The 15,119-nt window shown below is 67.9% G+C and carries 14 protein-coding genes; 5 read left to right on the top strand and 9 right to left on the bottom strand.

Annotated elements, in window-relative coordinates; all coding sequences use genetic code 11:
- The 3 genes from BW39_RS11235 to BW39_RS11225 all read right to left on the bottom strand — a co-directional run.
- Positions 1–1,184: NAD(P)/FAD-dependent oxidoreductase (locus BW39_RS11235; RefSeq protein WP_043821758.1), on the bottom strand; the 1,184-nt coding region annotated here is incomplete at its 3' end.
- Positions 1,181–2,233 (bottom strand): xylose isomerase, encoded by a 1,053-nt coding sequence (locus BW39_RS11230; protein ID WP_043821729.1) that lies wholly within the window; start codon positions 2,231–2,233, stop codon positions 1,181–1,183. The genes BW39_RS11230 and BW39_RS11235, both read right to left, overlap by 4 nt.
- A gap of 10 nt (positions 2,234–2,243) precedes the next feature.
- Positions 2,244–3,272 (bottom strand): aromatic ring-hydroxylating dioxygenase subunit alpha, encoded by a 1,029-nt coding sequence (locus BW39_RS11225; protein WP_034391421.1) that lies wholly within the window; start codon positions 3,270–3,272, stop codon positions 2,244–2,246.
- A gap of 115 nt (positions 3,273–3,387) precedes the next feature.
- Between BW39_RS11225 and BW39_RS11220 the strand changes: the two genes are divergently transcribed.
- A complete protein-coding gene (locus BW39_RS11220) occupies positions 3,388–4,158 on the top strand; it encodes a TetR/AcrR family transcriptional regulator (protein ID WP_052155316.1) in 771 nt (256 codons plus the stop codon).
- Here the strand turns inward: BW39_RS11220 and BW39_RS11215 are convergent.
- Positions 4,149–5,228, bottom strand: coding sequence for a porin (locus tag BW39_RS11215; RefSeq protein ID WP_052155317.1), 1,080 nt, complete (start codon positions 5,226–5,228; stop codon positions 4,149–4,151). The two genes, BW39_RS11220 and BW39_RS11215, sit on opposite strands and share 10 nt — an antisense overlap.
- Positions 5,229–5,570: 342 nt before the next feature.
- Between BW39_RS11215 and BW39_RS11210 the strand changes: the two genes are divergently transcribed.
- Positions 5,571–6,905 (top strand): MFS transporter, encoded by a 1,335-nt coding sequence (locus BW39_RS11210; RefSeq protein WP_442854783.1) that lies wholly within the window; start codon positions 5,571–5,573, stop codon positions 6,903–6,905.
- A gap of 19 nt (positions 6,906–6,924) precedes the next feature.
- Here BW39_RS11210 and gorA read toward each other — a convergent pair whose 3' ends face one another.
- Together gorA and BW39_RS11200 are read right to left on the bottom strand one after the other, a co-directional pair.
- On the bottom strand, positions 6,925–8,274 hold the full coding sequence (gorA, locus tag BW39_RS11205) for a glutathione-disulfide reductase (RefSeq protein WP_034391427.1): 1,350 nt from the start codon (positions 8,272–8,274) through the stop codon (positions 6,925–6,927).
- A gap of 112 nt (positions 8,275–8,386) precedes the next feature.
- Positions 8,387–9,973, bottom strand: coding sequence for an alkaline phosphatase D family protein (locus tag BW39_RS11200; protein ID WP_043821734.1), 1,587 nt, complete (start codon positions 9,971–9,973; stop codon positions 8,387–8,389).
- A gap of 155 nt (positions 9,974–10,128) precedes the next feature.
- Here BW39_RS11200 and BW39_RS11195 point away from each other — a divergent pair, with 155 nt between their 5' ends.
- A complete protein-coding gene (locus BW39_RS11195) occupies positions 10,129–11,373 on the top strand; it encodes a hypothetical protein (RefSeq protein WP_043821763.1) in 1,245 nt (414 codons plus the stop codon).
- A 32-nt stretch (positions 11,374–11,405) separates the two neighbouring features.
- The gene (locus BW39_RS11190) at positions 11,406–12,062 is read left to right on the top strand and encodes a Vgb family protein (protein ID WP_043821735.1); all 657 of its coding nucleotides are present in this window, start codon (positions 11,406–11,408) and stop codon (positions 12,060–12,062) included.
- Positions 12,063–12,065: 3 nt separating this feature from the next.
- Here the strand turns inward: BW39_RS11190 and BW39_RS11185 are convergent, their stop codons facing one another.
- Positions 12,066–13,154: a tartrate dehydrogenase gene (locus BW39_RS11185; RefSeq protein WP_043821738.1), complete on the bottom strand. Its 1,089-nt coding sequence runs from the start codon at positions 13,152–13,154 to the stop codon at positions 12,066–12,068.
- A 130-nt stretch (positions 13,155–13,284) separates the two neighbouring features.
- Between BW39_RS11185 and BW39_RS11180 the strand changes: the two genes are divergently transcribed.
- Entirely contained in the window at positions 13,285–14,199 is a 915-nt protein-coding gene (locus BW39_RS11180; protein WP_170962064.1) for a LysR substrate-binding domain-containing protein, read from the top strand.
- 25 nt (positions 14,200–14,224) lie between these two features.
- On the opposite strand, the gene BW39_RS11175 is transcribed toward BW39_RS11180, so the two are convergent.
- Entirely contained in the window at positions 14,225–14,671 is a 447-nt protein-coding gene (locus BW39_RS11175; RefSeq protein ID WP_012204282.1) for a GatB/YqeY domain-containing protein, read from the bottom strand.
- A gap of 122 nt (positions 14,672–14,793) precedes the next feature.
- The gene (gene rpsU, locus BW39_RS11170) at positions 14,794–15,006 is read right to left on the bottom strand and encodes a 30S ribosomal protein S21 (protein WP_012204283.1); all 213 of its coding nucleotides are present in this window, start codon (positions 15,004–15,006) and stop codon (positions 14,794–14,796) included.
- Positions 15,007–15,119 lie beyond the last annotated feature (113 nt).

Here is a 15,119-nt window from a genome sequence, read left to right as displayed (position 1 = left end):
GGGCCCGTGGCGGCGATGGCCTTGCGCGCTGCCATGAATTCGCCCGGTGAGTTCACGCATTCGGCGGCGCACAGCTGGCCACCTCGCAGGTGCAGGACGGCGAACCTGCCGCTGGCCGGGTCGCCGCGCAGCACGGTCTGGTCGCCATGGCCGGGCAGGCCGGCGATCTGCAGCTTGGTGTCGTACTGATCGGACCAGAACCAGGGCGCTTCATGGGCGGGCAGTGCGCGGCCCGTGATGGCGCAGGCTGCGCGCCGGGCCTGTTCGAGCGCGCTGGGCACGCTTTCTAGCCGGTGCAGCCCGGGGTAGCCGGCCAGGGGGCGGCGCGTGGCATCGCCTATGGCGTAGATGCCGGCCATGGCGGTACGGCCTTCGCCGTCCACGGCAATGCCGCCCGCGCAGTCCAGGCCGAGGGACTGCGCCAGCTCCACGCTGGGCGCTGCGCCCACGCCGATGAGCACGGCATCGCACTCCAGGCGGGAGCCATCGGCCATCCTCAGGCCCGTGATGCCGGTGGGGCTGTCGCCCTGGATGGCGGTGACCGAGGCGTTGAAATGCACCTCCACGCCCTGGCCTGCATGCAGGCCGTGCAGATGTGCGGCCATCTGGGGCGAGGCGCTGCGCGACAGCAGCCTGCCTTCGCGCTCGATGACCCGGACCTGCACCCCCAGCTTGCGGGCCGTGGACGCGACTTCGAGACCCACATAGCCGCCGCCGATGATGGCCAGGCAGCGGGCGGTCTGCAGGTGGCCCCGCAGCGCCTGCGCGTCTTCCATGGTGCGCAGGTAGGTCACGCCGGGCCGCTCACCCCCGGGCAGGGCCAGCCAGCGCGGTGCGGCGCCTGTGGCAATGACCAGGTGGTCGTAGTGCAGTGCCGACCCGTCGTTCAGCGCTACCTGCCGCGAGCCCGGCTCTATGGCCATGGCGCGCACGCCCAGGCGCAAGGCAATGGCCTGGTCGGCATAGGCGCTGGCGGGCCGCAGCAGCAGATCGTCCGGGCCCATGGCCTGCTGCAGCCAGGCCTTGGACAGCGGCGGGCGCTGGTAGGGCGGCAGGTCTTCGCCGCCGACCAGGGTGATGGGACCCGGGTGGCCGTACTGGCGCAGCAGGGCGGCCAGGGTGCCGCCGGCATGCCCGGCGCCGATGATGACGGCGTGGCCTTGGGGGTGTTGTGCGGGGGTCATGATGCACCTTTGCACGAGGCCTGGACTGCGGGGCGGGCGCAGATCTCGTCCCAGGCTTGCCGCATGAAGCGTGCGGCCGCCACGTTCTGCGCCAGCAGGTCATAGCGTGCGCCCAGGCCGTAGTCGGGCAGGTTGATGAATTCGGTGGTGAGGTGGCGCAGCGGGCTGTGCGGGTGCGCGTGGTGGTAGGCCAGCACCTTGCGGATGGCCTCTTTGGAGGGCTCCAGCAGATAGGCGTGCCAGGGCGAATGCCATTCGCCGGGGCCGGGCCGCAGCATGGGGTACTGGATGCCCCGGCCCGGGCTGCCGTCCTCGTTGTGGTGCCACAGGTTCAGGGGTTGGTTGGGGCCGGCTGCGCGCAGCTGGGCCCAGCGCACGATGCCCATGTCCAGCCATTGTTCGCACAGCGAGCCGGGCTCGAAGGGGTCCAGCACCAGTTCGCCGCTCTCGACCAGTTCGCGCACGCCCGACAGTTCCTGCTCGGCCGGGTTGCCGATCTTGAAGTTCACATGGCTGTAGTCCAGCGTGAAGTGGAAGGGCACGCCATGCGCCTGCACGCGCCGGGCCACCTCGCGTACGCGCAGGAAATCCTCGGTCCACATGTTGACGTGCAGCTCGAAGCTGGGCTCCACGCCCAGAGACATGGCGTCGTCGTAGACGCGCAGGTAGTGGTCGGTGATCTCGGCATCGTCCAGCACATGGCCGTCGCGGTGGTGCTTGAAGGTCATGATGTTGTGGCAGCGCGCGCCTATGGCCTGGCAGATGCGCAGGTTGTGGGCCAGCAGGGCCTCGTCCTCGCCCAGGCGGTAGAACCAGCTGGCCGTGTGCACGGGCAGGTTGAACTCGGCGATGGCGGCCTCGTACTCGGCCATTTGCGTGCGCAGAGGCAGGCGGTCGAAGCAGTCGAAGGCGCCGGTTTCACTGACCAGGCGGAACTGCTCGCGTATGGGCAGCTCCTGAAGGCCGATGGGCTGGTGGCGCGAGGAGCGCTGCACGCCACGGCCGTTGCAGCCGATCGGCGGGAGGGTCGGGTGGGTATCGTCGTGCATGGCCCGCTCCTCAGCCGCCCGTGGGTGCGCCCTCGATCATGCGGTCCACCATGCGGCGCATGCGCCGGGGGGCCGCATCGATGGCGATCTTGATGGTCTTGCGCGTGGCAAAGCGCTTTTCGTTGCGCTCTATGGCTTCGAGGATGGCCTTGTCCTCGGCGAAGGCGACGCGGAAGTCGGCAGAGAGGGCCGCATTGGTGTCGGCATCGGCCGTGAAGTTCTTGACGTGCAGCCAGTGGTCGATGGAGGTGTTCCGGTCCACGGGCGTCATGAAGTGGCAGGCATAGATCTGCATGCAGTTGTCGCGCCGGCCCTCGGGTGCGCCCGTGCCCGTGGCGGCACTGCCGAAGTCGATGATGGCGATGCTGGGCGCGTGGTAGTGGTAGTAGTGCCAGCGGTCCACGTTGCCGCTGAAATTGCCGTACTTGGCGAACAGCGGAATGGCCGGCGCATCGATGATCCAGCGCCAGGTGACGATGCGGCCGTCCAGCTCCTCGTGGTGCACGGGGATGTCCTCGCTGGCCGCGTTGCCCAGCGTGCTCAGGTGCACGAAGCTCACATGGGCGGGGTCGCAGAGGTTGTCGGCCAGGTTCAGGTAGTTGGCCTCTATGCGCAGCGCATCGCCTTCGACGGCGCTCCACGCCGGGTCGTGGTACTGGGGCAGGTCGAACACCGGCACGCTGTCGGCGCGCGAGGGATCGCCCATCCAGATCCAGACCAGGCCCATGTTCTCCTTGACCGGATAGGTGGTCACCACGGCGTTGCCCGGGATCATGTCCTGGCCCGGCACGCGCGTGCAGCGGCCGCTGCAGTCGAAGGTCAGGCCGTGGTAGCCGCATTCGATGGCATCGCCCTTGAGCTTGCCCATGGACAGCGGCAGCAGGCGGTGGGGGCAGGCGTCCTCCATGGCCACGACGGCGCCGGCCTCGGTGCGGTAGAGCACCACGTCGCGTTCGACGATGCGGTGCGCCGACAGCTGGCGGCCCACGTTGCGCGACCAGGTCAGCGGGTACCAGGTATCGAGTACATAGGTTTCCATGGGGACTCTCCTTATTGAGTGTTCACTCAATTTTGTTTGAGTGAACACTCAATTTCAATATGGCGTTTTTCCCTAGAATGGCCGACGCAACGCCCCTTCACCTGACGCCGTGCCCATGACCACTGATCCCGAGGAAGTTCCCGCCACCCCGAAGCGCAAGGCTGCGCCCGCCAGGAAAGCCGCTGCGAAGTCGGCCCCTTCCAAGGCCCCTGCCAAGGCGTCTGCGGGGCGCAAGCGGACTGCCAAGACCGGCAAGACGACCAAGGAGGCCATCTTGCTGGCGGCCGAGATCGAGTTCGCCAGAAGTGGCTACGACGGCGCCAGCGTGCAGCGCATCGGCAAGCAGGCCAAGTGCTACGAGAGCCTTCTCTACTACCACTACGGTAGCAAGGACAAGCTGTTCGCCGCCGTGCTGGAGAACGCCTACCGCAAGCTGGTGGAGGCCGAGGCGAAGCTGCTGGTGGACTTCGACGATCCGCGCGCGGCGCTGGAGGCCGTGGTGCGCTTCATGTGGCGCTACTACCAGGAGCACCCGGAACTGATCTTCCTGCTCAACACCGAAAACCTGCTCAAGGGCAAGCACCTGAAGAAGGCTTCGGGCATACGCGACTTCTTTCCCAACGCCATCACGCTGCTGCGCAAGGCCGTGGAATCGGGAATGGCCCAGGGCCTGTTCCGTCCCGATGTGCACATCGACGATCTCTACATCACGGTCATGGGACTGGGCTACTTCTACCTCTCCAATCGCCACACGCTGAGCGCCTTCTTCGACAAGGAGCTGCTGCAGCAGGCCGAGCTGCAGCGCTGGGGCGACCACATGGTGGAGACGGTGTTGCGCGTGGTGCAGCAGCCACCGGCCCAGCCCCAGCCCAGGACTCAGAAATAGTGGCGCAGGCCCAGGCCCCAGGTCTGGCCGCTGCCGGCGCCCGTGCCCGTGATGCGGTCGTGCAGGCTGTTGAGGTAGATGTCCGTGCGCTTGGACAGTGGGTAGTCATAGCCCACGGCCCAGGTGTTGCGCCTGGCGTCTTCGGCGCCCGAGGTGCGCGCATGGCCATATGAGGCCAGCACGGCGCCCGGGCCTGCGGGAATGGACAGGCCGAACTGGCCGCTGTTCCTGCGGCGGTCCGCGCCGGCCACGGTGTCGGCCAGCCGCTGGTACTGGGCGAACAGCTTGACCATGCCCAGATCGTAGGAGCCGCCCAGCAGCCAGGCGCTCTGGCGGTCAAAGCCGGTGGCGGTAGCGGTGGTGGCGGCATTGGGATAGGCCACGCTCTGGTAGGCGAGGGCGGCGGCGAATGCGCCGCCCGCATAGCTGAGGCTGGCGCCGTATTTGTCCGCATCGCGGCGCTGGGATGCGGGCGTGCCGGCCGGCGGCTCGAACGAGTACTGCAGCCGTGCCGTGAATCCGCCCCAGGACGGGCTGTTGTAGAGCAGGCTGTCGCTCCAGCCTGAGTCGCCCCGCAGCGGCGCGGCGGCCGTGCCGTTGGGCCCGAAGCTGTGCAGCACCGCGGGTGAGAACGAAAAGGACCCTGCATACGGGTTGAATGCGATGGTGGCCAGCCAGTAGGGGGTGGTGTTGCGCCCCAGTTGCAGCGTGCCCCAGCCGCCGCTCAGGCCCACATAGGCGCTGCGCGCAAAGAAGGCGTCATTGGCAAAACGCCCTTCGGCGCCGCTGTCCGCGCGGTAGAAGGCCTCCAGTGCAAACACGGCCTTCAATCCAGAACCCAGGTCCTCCGTTCCGCGCAAGGCCCAGAAATTCGTCTGCATGCCGCCTGGCGTGAGAACGCCCGTGCCCTTGTCCGCGCCCAGCGGGCGCGAGAACCCCGCGAAGGCATCGATCTGACCCTGCAGCGTGACCTGCGCGCCCGCCGGCAGCGGGGCGATGGCATGGAGCAGGGCAAGTGCCGGGGTGGCCAGGGCAATGGCGTGTCCTGTCCTTGAATGCAGTCTGGGCATGGGGTGTCTCCTTGGTTCTGATCACGGATGTCATTCCGCGGGTTCGGGCTTTTGAAGCGTATGCACTTGAATTGAGTCGGGTTCACTGCAAAGGAGCACCAAGGTATTGCGTGAGTTGATGCCCCTTGTTTCCTTTGCGTACAGGGATTTTTGTGCGCATTGATGGATGATGACTATCGGGAAACTACTTGATTTGTTTTTGACTATCGTGCGTAGCATTGAGCGTAGGCACTTGAAATTTCCACTGCAGACAGATGTTTCCGCCGGATCCGGCTGCAGTGCGCCAACGCGGCGACGCAGGGCCATGAACGGTGGCAATGGTCAACACAGCAAGGAGCTGAAATGTCAGTTCACAGCAATGCAGGCATTGGCGGTATGCAGGGGCAGGGGGTCCACTTGCGGGAGCAGGAGAAGGAGCGGCGGCAGCTGTACGGGCGCGTGACGTGGCGGCTCGTGCCCTTCTTCTGCCTGTGCTACCTGGCCGCCTATCTGGACCGCATCAACGTGGGGCTGGCCAAGCTGCAGATGCAGCAGGACCTGGGCTTCAGCGAGACGGTCTACGGCCTGGGTGCGGGCCTGTTCTTCGTGGGCTACATCCTCTTCGAGGTGCCCAGCAACCTGGTGCTGGCGCGCATGGGCGCGCGGCTGTGGATCGCGCGGATCATGATCACCTGGGGCCTGATCTCGGGCGCGACCATGTTCGTGAGCACGCCCATGCAGTTCTATGTGCTGCGCTTTCTGCTGGGTGTGGCCGAGGCGGGGTTCTTTCCCGGCGTCATGCTGTACCTGACCTACTGGTATCCCACGCGCATGCGCAGCAAGATCATGGCGCTGTTCCTGATCGGCCTGCCGCTGGCCAGCCTGGTCGGGGCGCCGCTGTCGGGCTGGATCATGACGGCCTTTGCCGGCGTGCGTGGCCATGCGGGCTGGCAGTGGCTGTTCTTCCTGGAGGCGATTCCCTCGGTGGTGCTGGGCCTGCTGGTCTTCGTCTACCTGCCCAACAGCATCGAGTCGGCCCAATGGCTGTCGCCGCGCGACAAGGGCGTGCTGCGCGCCAACCTCGACAGCGACAGGCTGGCCGAGTCCCACCATTCGCTGTGGGCGGCGTTGTCCAGCGGCCGGGTCTGGCTGCTGGGCCTGATCGACCTGAGCCTGATGATGTCCACCTATGCCATCAGCTTCTGGCTGCCCACCATCATCCGCGAGGCCGGGGTCAGGAGCACGGCCGAGATCGGCCTGCTCACGGCCGTTCCCAATGCCTTTGCCATCGCTGCGCTGCTGCTCAACGGCATCAGCTCCGACCGGCGCCGCGAGCGGCGCTGGCACATCGTGCTGCCGGCACTGGCGGGCGCGGCCGCCATGGCTCTGAGCACGCTGTACACCGGCCATGTGTTCGCCACCGTGCTGCTGTTCTCTCTGGCGACGGCGGGCATCATGGCAGCCTTTCCCGTGTTCTGGTGCCTGCCCGCCACGTTCCTGACGGGGCCGGCGGCGGCCGCAGGCATTGCGCTGATCGCCTCCATTGCCAACCTGGGAGGCTTTGCGGCCACCTATTTGCTGGGCTGGCTCAAGGATCTCACGCACTCGTCGAGCGCAGGCCTGCTGCTGTTCGCCGCCTGCCTGGTGGCCGGCAGCCTCTTGACGCTGGCCCTGCCCAAGGCCGTGGTCAACCGCTGAGGTCAGGCTGTGCGCCTGTTCAGCGCATGGTCACGAACTCCTCGGCCGCCGTGGGGTGGATGGCCACGGTGTCGTCGAAGTCGCGCTTGGTGGCACCCATCTTCAGGGCCACGGCAAAGCCCTGCAGCATCTCGTCCATCCCCAGGCCGATGCCGTGTATGCCCACGATGCGTTCCTCGGGGCCCACGCAGACCAGCTTCATGCGCGCGGGCTGGCGGTGGCGCGTGACGGCCGTGTACATGGCCGTGAAGGCCGATTGGTAGACCTTGACCTGATCGTCGCCAAAGCGCTCGCGTGCCTGCGGCTCGGTCAGGCCCACGGTGCCTATGGGCGGGTGGCTGAAGACCACGGTGGGCACGTTGTCGTAGTCCAGGTGCTCGCCGGTCTTGCCGTTGAACAGGCGCTCGGACAGGCGCCGGCCGGCGGCCACGGCCACGGGCGTGAGTTCGATGCGGCCCGTGATGTCGCCCACGGCGTGGATGCCGGGCACATTGGTGTCCTGGAACTTGTCCACCGCGATGTGGCCGCTGTCCTGCAGCGCCACGCCCGCGGCCTCCAGGTTCAGGCCCGAGGTGTCGGGTCGGCGGCCCACGGCCCAGACCACGCAGTCCACGGTGTGGCTGCTGCCGTCCTGCAGTTGCAGGTCCAGGCTGCCGTCTGCGTTGCGGACCACGGCCTTCGGGGTGGCCTGGCGGTGCACGGCGGGGCCTTCGGCCTCCATGATCTCCATCAGGGTCTGGCTCAGCAGCGGATCGAACCCGCGCAGTGCCGAGTTCTGGCGCAGGAACAGATGGGTCTGCGAGCCCAGCGCGTGCAGTACGCCGGCAATCTCCACGGCGATATAGCCGGCACCCACCACGGCCGTGCGTGCAGGCAGGGCCTTGAGGGCGAAGAAGCCGTCGGAGTCAATGCCCAGCTCGGCGCCCGGAATGTCGGGCCGTGCCGGGCGCGTGCCCGTGGCGATGAGGATGTGATCGGCACTGAGCCGCTGGCCGCCCACCTCCACGGTGCGCGCATCCACGAAGCGGCCGAAGCCCTGGATCAGCTCGACCTTGTTGCGCGCCAGGCCGCTTTCATACGAGGCATGGATGCGGTCGATGTAGGCGCTGCGGCTGTCCAGCAGGCGCTGCCAGTCCAGGCGGTCGACGGTGGCATCCCAGCCGTAGTCGGGGCCGTAGCGGTGCATGGCCTCGCCGATCTGGGCCGCATGCCACATGACCTTCTTGGGCACGCAGCCCACGTTGACGCAGGTGCCGCCGATCTCGCCGGCTTCGATCAGCGCGCAGTGGCGCCCGTGCATGGCGGCGCGGTTGGCCGATGCAATGCCGCCGCTGCCGCCGCCGATGACGATGTAGTCGTAGTGCTTCATGGAGATTCCGTGCTGTGTCTGAGCGGCCCGAATGCCGCAGCCGGCCATCTTGCCCTGTTCGCCGGCCAGGGGCCTGCGGCGGGGGCAATGCCGTGATCTCCAGGCGGCAGGCTCAGCTGCGCTGAGGCTCCAGCGTCTTCGTGTACAGCGCCTTGCCGTCCAGGTCCTTGAGCACCACGGTCAGCGCCTGGCTGCGGGGGTCTATGTCGAGCTGGCCGAAGAACTGGAAGCCTTCGCTGGGCGCCGAGTTGGCGTGGCCCGCGCTTTTCTGGAAAACGACTTCGCCGCCAAAGGTCTTGTCCATCTCGTTGGGTCCGAAGCCGCCCGCATTCAGCGGGCCGGAGACGAATTCCCAGAACGGGTCGAAGTCCTGGAAGCTGGCGCGCTCGGGGCTGAAATGGTGGGCCGCCGTGTAGTGCACGTCGGCCGTGAGCCAGACCACGTTGTGGATGCCCGCGTCCTTGATGCCCTTGAGCAGGCGCGCCATCTCCAGCTCGCGGCCCCGGGGTGCGCCATGCTCGCCATTGGCCACGGCCTCCCACTGGGCGCGGCCCTCGGCATCCTTGCCATCGGGCACGAAGAGGCTGATGGGCATGTCGCTGGCGATCAGCTTCCAGGTGGCGCGGCTGCGCTTGAGGCCGTCCAGCAGCCACTGCACCTGGGGGCGGCCCAGCATGTCGGTGTCCGGGCCTTCGGCCGCCTGCAGGTTGTGGCTGTTGGGGCCGCGGTGGCTGCGCATGTCGATCACGAAGATGTCGGCCAGCGGGCCCTGGGGCAGGCGGCGGTACAGGCGCTGGTGCATGGCCGCGCCGAAGGGACGCATGGGCGCGTATTCCATGAAGGCGCGCTGGCCGCGCGCCGCCAGCAGCTGCACGTTCTTTTCTGTGTAGCGCGCGTCGTTGGCCACGCTCTTGCTGTCCGAGTAGTTGTTGGTGACCTCGTGGTCGTCCCACTGCCAGATCTGGGCAACCTCGCTGCCCAGCGCGCGCACGTTGGCGTCCATGAGGTTGTAGCGGTGGCGGCCCCGGAATTCGTCCAGCGTCTCGGCCACCTTGGCGACCTCGGGCGTGACCAGGTTCTTCCACAGCGTGCCGTCGCGCAGCTTCATCTGCGCGGCAATGGGGCCGTCGGCATAGATGGTGTCGCCGCTGTGCAGGAACACGTCGGGGTCGGTCCTGCGCATGGCCTCGTAGATGCGCATGCCGCCAAAGGCTTCGTTGATGCCGAAGCCCTGGCCCGCCGTGTCGCCGCTCCACACCAGGCGCAGCGGCCGAGTGGCGGGCATGCCCGCCGCCAGCGGCGTGCGAAAGTGTCCCTGCACGGCGGGCGAGCGCACATTGGCGCTGGCAAAGTCCTCCAGCACCACGCGGTAGAAGATGTCCTGGCCCGCAGGCAGGCCCTGCAGGTCGATGCGGCCCGTGCCGTCGCTGCTGTCCATCAGCAGATCCGGCCCGCGCACGCGCGTGGGGTTGGCAAAGCCGGAGGTGGTGGACCATTCGATCCACATGCGCGCATCGCGGCTGGCGCGCGCCCAGACGATGGCGCGGTCAGCCAGCACATCGCCGCTTTGCAGGCCCGAGGGCAGCAGCGGCCGCGCCGCGTCGCGCGTGATGGCGGCGGGTGCGGACTGGGCCCGGAGGATGGAGGGCAGCAGCGAGCCGGCAGCCGTGGACAGCAGAAGATGGCGGCGGAGCATCATGGCGGGGGAGTGGGTGTGGCAAAGCGTTTGGCAGAGCGTTTGGCAGGGCGTTTGGCGACCCAGCCTAGCGCCCACCGATGACCGGGCCGTGACCGTGCGTTGGCCCGGGATGAATTGCAGGCACAGCCGTGCCGCACACGATGGATGGGATGGGCATGGATTCTCTGATCACGGCGGCGGCCCGTGCGCTCGCGGTTGGCGACCCCCTTGGCGCGCTGAACCGGGTGGCGCTGCGCGACGATGCGCCCGCGCTGGCACTGCGTGGCATCGCCATGGCGCAACTGGGCGATCTGGTGCGGGCCAGGGCCTTGCTGCGCAGCGCTGCGCGCGCCTTCGGCGCCCATGAGGCCGTGGCCCGCGCCCGCTGCGTAGTGGCCGAGGCCGAGATTGCACTGGCCCTGCGCGAGCTGGCATGGCCGGCCCGCAGGTTGGTTGCGGCGCGAGCGGTGCTGCAGGCGCATGGCGATGCTGTGAACGCCGCGCATGCAGGCTATCTGGAAATACGCCGTTGCCTGCTGCTGGGCCGCCTGGGCGAGGCCGAGGGTCTGCTGGGCGGACTGCGGCCCGCGCTGCTGCCTGCCGCCTTGCAGGCGTTCCATGCCCTGGCCCTGGCGGGTATCGCCATGCGCCGGTTGGACATCCGTGCGTCGCACAGTGCGCTGGCCGATGCCGCGCAGGCGGCCGGCGCCGCCGGCATTGCAGCACTGGCCGCCGAGGTGGGGCAGGCCGCCCAGGCCCTGCACGCGCCTGCTGCGGTGCTGCTGGAGCGGGAGCCGGCCGGATCGCAGGCTCAGAAGCTGCTGTCGCTGGATGAGGCCGGGACCCTGCTGGCCTCGGGCGCGCTGGTGGTGGATGCCTGCCGTCATGCGGTGCGCGCCGGAGCGGTGGCGGTCTCGCTGGCGGGGCGCCCGGTGCTGTTCGCGCTGGCGCGCGCGCTGGGCGAGGCCTGGCCCGGCGATGTCTCACGCGAGGCGCTGGTGGCGCAGGTATTTCGCGCCCGGCAGGCCGATGATTCGTACCGTGCGCGTCTGCGTGTCGAGATCGGCCGCCTGCGCCGCCTGCTGCGGCCGCTGGCAGAAGTTCACGCCACGCCCCTGGGATTTGTGCTGGCGCCCCGGCAGGCCCGGGTGGCCGTGCTGGCACGGCCCTTGGAAGGTGCGCCGGGCGTGCTGTGCGGGCCGGTGCTGGCGCTGCTCTCCGATGGCGAGGCCTGGGCCAGTTCGGCGCTGGCCCTGGCACTGGGCGCGAGCCAGCGCAGCGTCCAGAGGACCCTGGAGGCGCTGGAGCGCGACGCGCTGGCGCAGCCCGTGGGCCGGGGACGCGCCCGCCGCTGGGTGGCCCGGCCTGCGCCGGGATTCACGACGACTTTGTTACTCCCCGCTGTGCTGCCGGCTGGCTAGCATGGGCCGACCAACGCAACCAGGAGTTCCGCATGAAGACAGAAGCTGCAGAAATCATCCGCGAGTACGGTCCCTTTCCCGGCATCGATTGCGTGCACGGGGTGTCCTACGACGGCAGCCAGGTCTGGTTCGCCACCGGCACCCAATTGCAGGCGCTGGACCCCGACAGCGGCCGGATCGTGCGCAGCATCCCTGTGCCGGGCGATGCCGGCACGGCCTTCGATGGCCGGCATCTGTTCCAGATCGCCAATGACCGTATCCAGAAGATCGACCTGTCCACCGGCCATGTGCTGGCCACCATTCCTGCACCCGGGGGCGGTGGTGATGCCGGCGATTCGGGAATGGCCTGGGCCGAGGGCTCGCTGTGGGTGGGGCAGTACCACGGCCGCAAGATCCATCAGATCGATCCCGACACCGGGGCGGTGCTGCGCACCCTGCAGTCCAACCGCTTCGTCACCGGCGTCACCTGGGTGGACGGCCAGTTGTGGCACGGCACCTGGGAAGAGGGCCAGAGCGATCTGCGGCGCCTGGACCCGGACAGCGGTGCCGTGCTGCAGCGGCTGGAGATGCCGGCCGGCACCGGCGTGTCGGGGCTGGAGTCCGACGGCGGCGACCGCTTCTTCTGCGGCGGCGGAGAAAGCGGCCGCATCAGGGCCGTGCGCCGGCCCCGGCAGGCGCAGCAGCCCTGAGGCCTACCTGCCCGCGATCTGTGCCGCGATGGCCTGGCCCACTTCGGTGGTGCTGGCCGTGCCGCCCAGGTCGGGCGTGCGGGGGCCGTTCTTGATGACTTCCTCGATGGCCGAAACGATGGCGTCGTGCGCCGCGCGGCCTGCGCCATGGCCGTGGGTCAGGAAGTCCAGCATCAGCGCTGCCGACCAGACCATGGCGATGGGGTTGGCGATGTTCTTGCCGTAGATGTCGGGCGCCGAGCCGTGCACGGGCTCGAACAGGCTGGGGAAGCTGCGGTCGGGGTTGAGGTTGGCCGAGGGGGCCAGGCCGATGGTGCCCGTGGTGGCCGGTCCCAGGTCGCTGAGGATGTCGCCGAACAGGTTGGTGGCGGCCACCACGTCGAAGCGGCCCGGCTGCAGCACGAAGCGCGCGGTCAGGATGTCGATGTGCTGCTTGTCCAGCGTGACGTCCGGGTAGGCCTTGGCCACGTCCTCGGCGCGCTGGTCCCACCAGGGCATGCTGATGGCGATGCCGTTGCTCTTGGTGGCCAGGGTGACGTGCTTGCGCTCGCGGCTTTGGGCCAGGTCGAAGGCGTACTTGAGCAGGCGCTCGGCACCCTTGCGCGAGTAGACCGATTCCTGGATCACGATTTCGCGGTCCGTGCCCTCGTACATGATGCCGCCCAGCGAGGTGTATTCGCCTTCGGTGTTCTCGCGCACCACGTAATAGTCGATGTCGCCGGGCTTGCGGCCGGCCAGCGGGCAGGGCACGCCCTCGAACAGGCGCACGGGGCGCAGGTTGATGTACTGGTCGAACTCGCGGCGGAACTTGAGCAGCGAGCCCCACAGCGAGACATGGTCGGGCACGGTGGCGGGCCAGCCCACGGCGCCGAAGAAGATGGCGTCCATGCCGCAGAGCTGCGCCTTCCAGTCGTCGGGCATCATTTTTCCGTGGGCCAGGTAGTAGTCGCAGTGGGCCCAGTCGAAATGGTGGAATTCGAGCTTGATCGCAAAGCGGCTGGCGGCGGCCTCCAGCGTGCGCAGGCCTTCGGGCATGACTTCCTTGCCAATGCCGTCACCGGCGATGACGGCGATCTTGAATGTGTCTTGCATGGTGTCTGTCCTTGGATCGAATGGATGGATATGAAGCGGCGCCGCTGACAGCCTGGCCGCATGCATGGCATTGTTGGCTGCGCCAGGGCTAAATACAATCGGCCAACTGTGGTTCCATTGTTTACAGATCGTGAATAAACAACCGGCTCCCGAAGACCTGCGTGTCTTCACCGTGGTGGCCCGCAAATCCGGCTTTGCCGCTGCGGCCGAGGAATTGGGTGCATCGCCCGCCTATGTGAGCAAGCGCATCCGCCTGCTGGAGCAGGAGTTGGGCGTGAAGCTGCTGCACCGCACCACGCGCCGCGTGGCCGTGACCGAGGAGGGCGAGCGCGTATTCCACTGGGCGCAGCGCATCCTCGACGACATGGACCAGCTGATGCAGGAGGTGGCCATCACGCGCAGCGAGCCGCGCGGCCTGCTGCGCGTGAGCAGCAGCTTCGGCTTCGGGCGGCATGTGATCGCGCCGGCGCTGTCCCGGCTGGTGGAGCGCCATCCGGGGCTGCAGGTGCGGCTGGATGTGTTCGACCGGCTGGTGGATGTGGCGGGGGAGGGCTTCGATCTGGATGTGCGCGTGGGCGACGAGATCGCGCCCCACCTGATTGCGCGGCGGCTGGCCGACAACCACCGCGTGCTGTGCGCGGCGCCTGCCTACCTGGCGCGCCGTGGCACGCCGCGCACGCCGGCCGAGCTGTCGGCCCACGACTGCCTGGCCATCAAGGAGCGCGACCAGGCCTTTGGCGTGTGGCGGCTGCGCGCGGGCGCCGCCGAGCAATCGGTGAAGGTCACGGGGCCGCTGTCGGCCAACAACGGCGAGATGGTGGTGCAGTGGGCCGTGGACGGGCGCGGCATTGCGCTGCGCTCGTTGTGGGATGTGGGCGCCCATCTGCAGGCCGGGCGCCTGGTGCAGCTGCTGCCCGAATGGCGGCAGGAGGCCAATGTCTGGGCGGTCTATCCGACGCGGCTGCAGCTGTCGGCCAAGGTGCGGGTGTGTGTTGAATTCCTGCAGGAGCACTTTCAGCAGGAGTGGGCGGCAGCAGCGTCCTGAAAAGGGCGCGGCTGCCGCAGCAGGCTCAACCTGCCAGGGCGGCCTTGACGGCAGCGGACACCTGGCCCATGTCGGCCTTGCCAGCCAGTTGCGCCTTGACCGCGCCCATGACCTTGCCCATGTCGCCGGGGCCGGAGGCACCCAGCTCGGCCACGATGGCCTTCACGGCGGTGGCCACTTCCTCGGCCGACATGCGTGCGGGCAGGTAGGCGGTCAGCACGGCCATTTCGGCCTTTTCCTTGTCGGCCAGGTCCTGGCGGCCCGCGCCCTCGAAGGCGGCGATGCTGTCCTTGCGCTGCTTGATCAGCTTGTCCACGATGGCGATGACGGCGGCGTCGTCGAGCTCGACGCGCTCATCGACTTCCTTTTGCTTCATCGCGGCCAGCAGCAGGCGGATGGTGCCCAGGCGTTCGCTGTCCTTGGCGCGCATGGCGGTCTTCATGTCTTCGGTGATCTGGGCCTTGAGGCTCATGGCATTTCTCCTGAGGTAGTGGCGTCGGAAAACAAAAACCAAAAAACAAAAACAAAAAACCCGCGCCTGGCGTCCCGAGCGCGGGTTTTGCGGCTGACGAGAGCCGGCTGGTCAAGGGCTGATCAGTACAGCTTCTTGGGCAGCTGCATGCTGCGAACGCGCTTGTAGTGACGCTTGACGGCGGCAGCCTTCTTGCGCTTGCGTTCGGATGTGGGCTTCTCGTAGAACTCGCGAGCGCGCAGGTCGGTCAGCAGGCCGAGCTTTTCGATGGTGCGCTTGAAGCGGCGCAGGGCAACTTCATAGGGCTCGTTTTCTTTTACGCGGATGGTGGTCATTAGCTAGATTTCCAGATATCTGTGCTGACAGCGGGTTCTCGGGAAGATCGGGCCTGAGAGCCATGTTCAGCGGTTGGTCCCCGTCAATAGTTAACTAGTATTGGCCGACGGGG

The organism is Delftia sp. RIT313 (assembly GCF_000632165.1).
Classification (GTDB): domain Bacteria; phylum Pseudomonadota; class Gammaproteobacteria; order Burkholderiales; family Burkholderiaceae_C; genus Comamonas; species Comamonas acidovorans.
This window is presented reverse-complemented; position numbering and strand designations above follow the sequence as displayed.

What these genes read in the sequence shown, in the direction of transcription:
- BW39_RS11230 (WP_043821729.1), bottom strand. Translation starts at nt 2,233, where the DNA reads ATGCACGACGATACCCACCCGACCCTCCCGCCGATCGGCTGCAACGGC.
- BW39_RS11210 (WP_442854783.1), top strand. Translation starts at nt 5,571, where the DNA reads ATGTCAGTTCACAGCAATGCAGGCATTGGCGGTATGCAGGGGCAGGGG.
- BW39_RS11200 (WP_043821734.1), bottom strand. Translation starts at nt 9,973, where the DNA reads ATGATGCTCCGCCGCCATCTTCTGCTGTCCACGGCTGCCGGCTCGCTG.
- BW39_RS11195 (WP_043821763.1), top strand. Translation starts at nt 10,129, where the DNA reads ATGGATTCTCTGATCACGGCGGCGGCCCGTGCGCTCGCGGTTGGCGAC.
- BW39_RS11190 (WP_043821735.1), top strand. Translation starts at nt 11,406, where the DNA reads ATGAAGACAGAAGCTGCAGAAATCATCCGCGAGTACGGTCCCTTTCCC.
- BW39_RS11185 (WP_043821738.1), bottom strand. Translation starts at nt 13,154, where the DNA reads ATGCAAGACACATTCAAGATCGCCGTCATCGCCGGTGACGGCATTGGC.
- BW39_RS11225 (WP_034391421.1), bottom strand. Translation starts at nt 3,272, where the DNA reads ATGGAAACCTATGTACTCGATACCTGGTACCCGCTGACCTGGTCGCGC.
- BW39_RS11215 (WP_052155317.1), bottom strand. Translation starts at nt 5,228, where the DNA reads ATGCCCAGACTGCATTCAAGGACAGGACACGCCATTGCCCTGGCCACC.
- rpsU (WP_012204283.1), bottom strand. Translation starts at nt 15,006, where the DNA reads ATGACCACCATCCGCGTAAAAGAAAACGAGCCCTATGAAGTTGCCCTG.
- gorA (WP_034391427.1), bottom strand. Translation starts at nt 8,274, where the DNA reads ATGAAGCACTACGACTACATCGTCATCGGCGGCGGCAGCGGCGGCATT.
- BW39_RS11220 (WP_052155316.1), top strand. Translation starts at nt 3,388, where the DNA reads ATGACCACTGATCCCGAGGAAGTTCCCGCCACCCCGAAGCGCAAGGCT.
- BW39_RS11175 (WP_012204282.1), bottom strand. Translation starts at nt 14,671, where the DNA reads ATGAGCCTCAAGGCCCAGATCACCGAAGACATGAAGACCGCCATGCGC.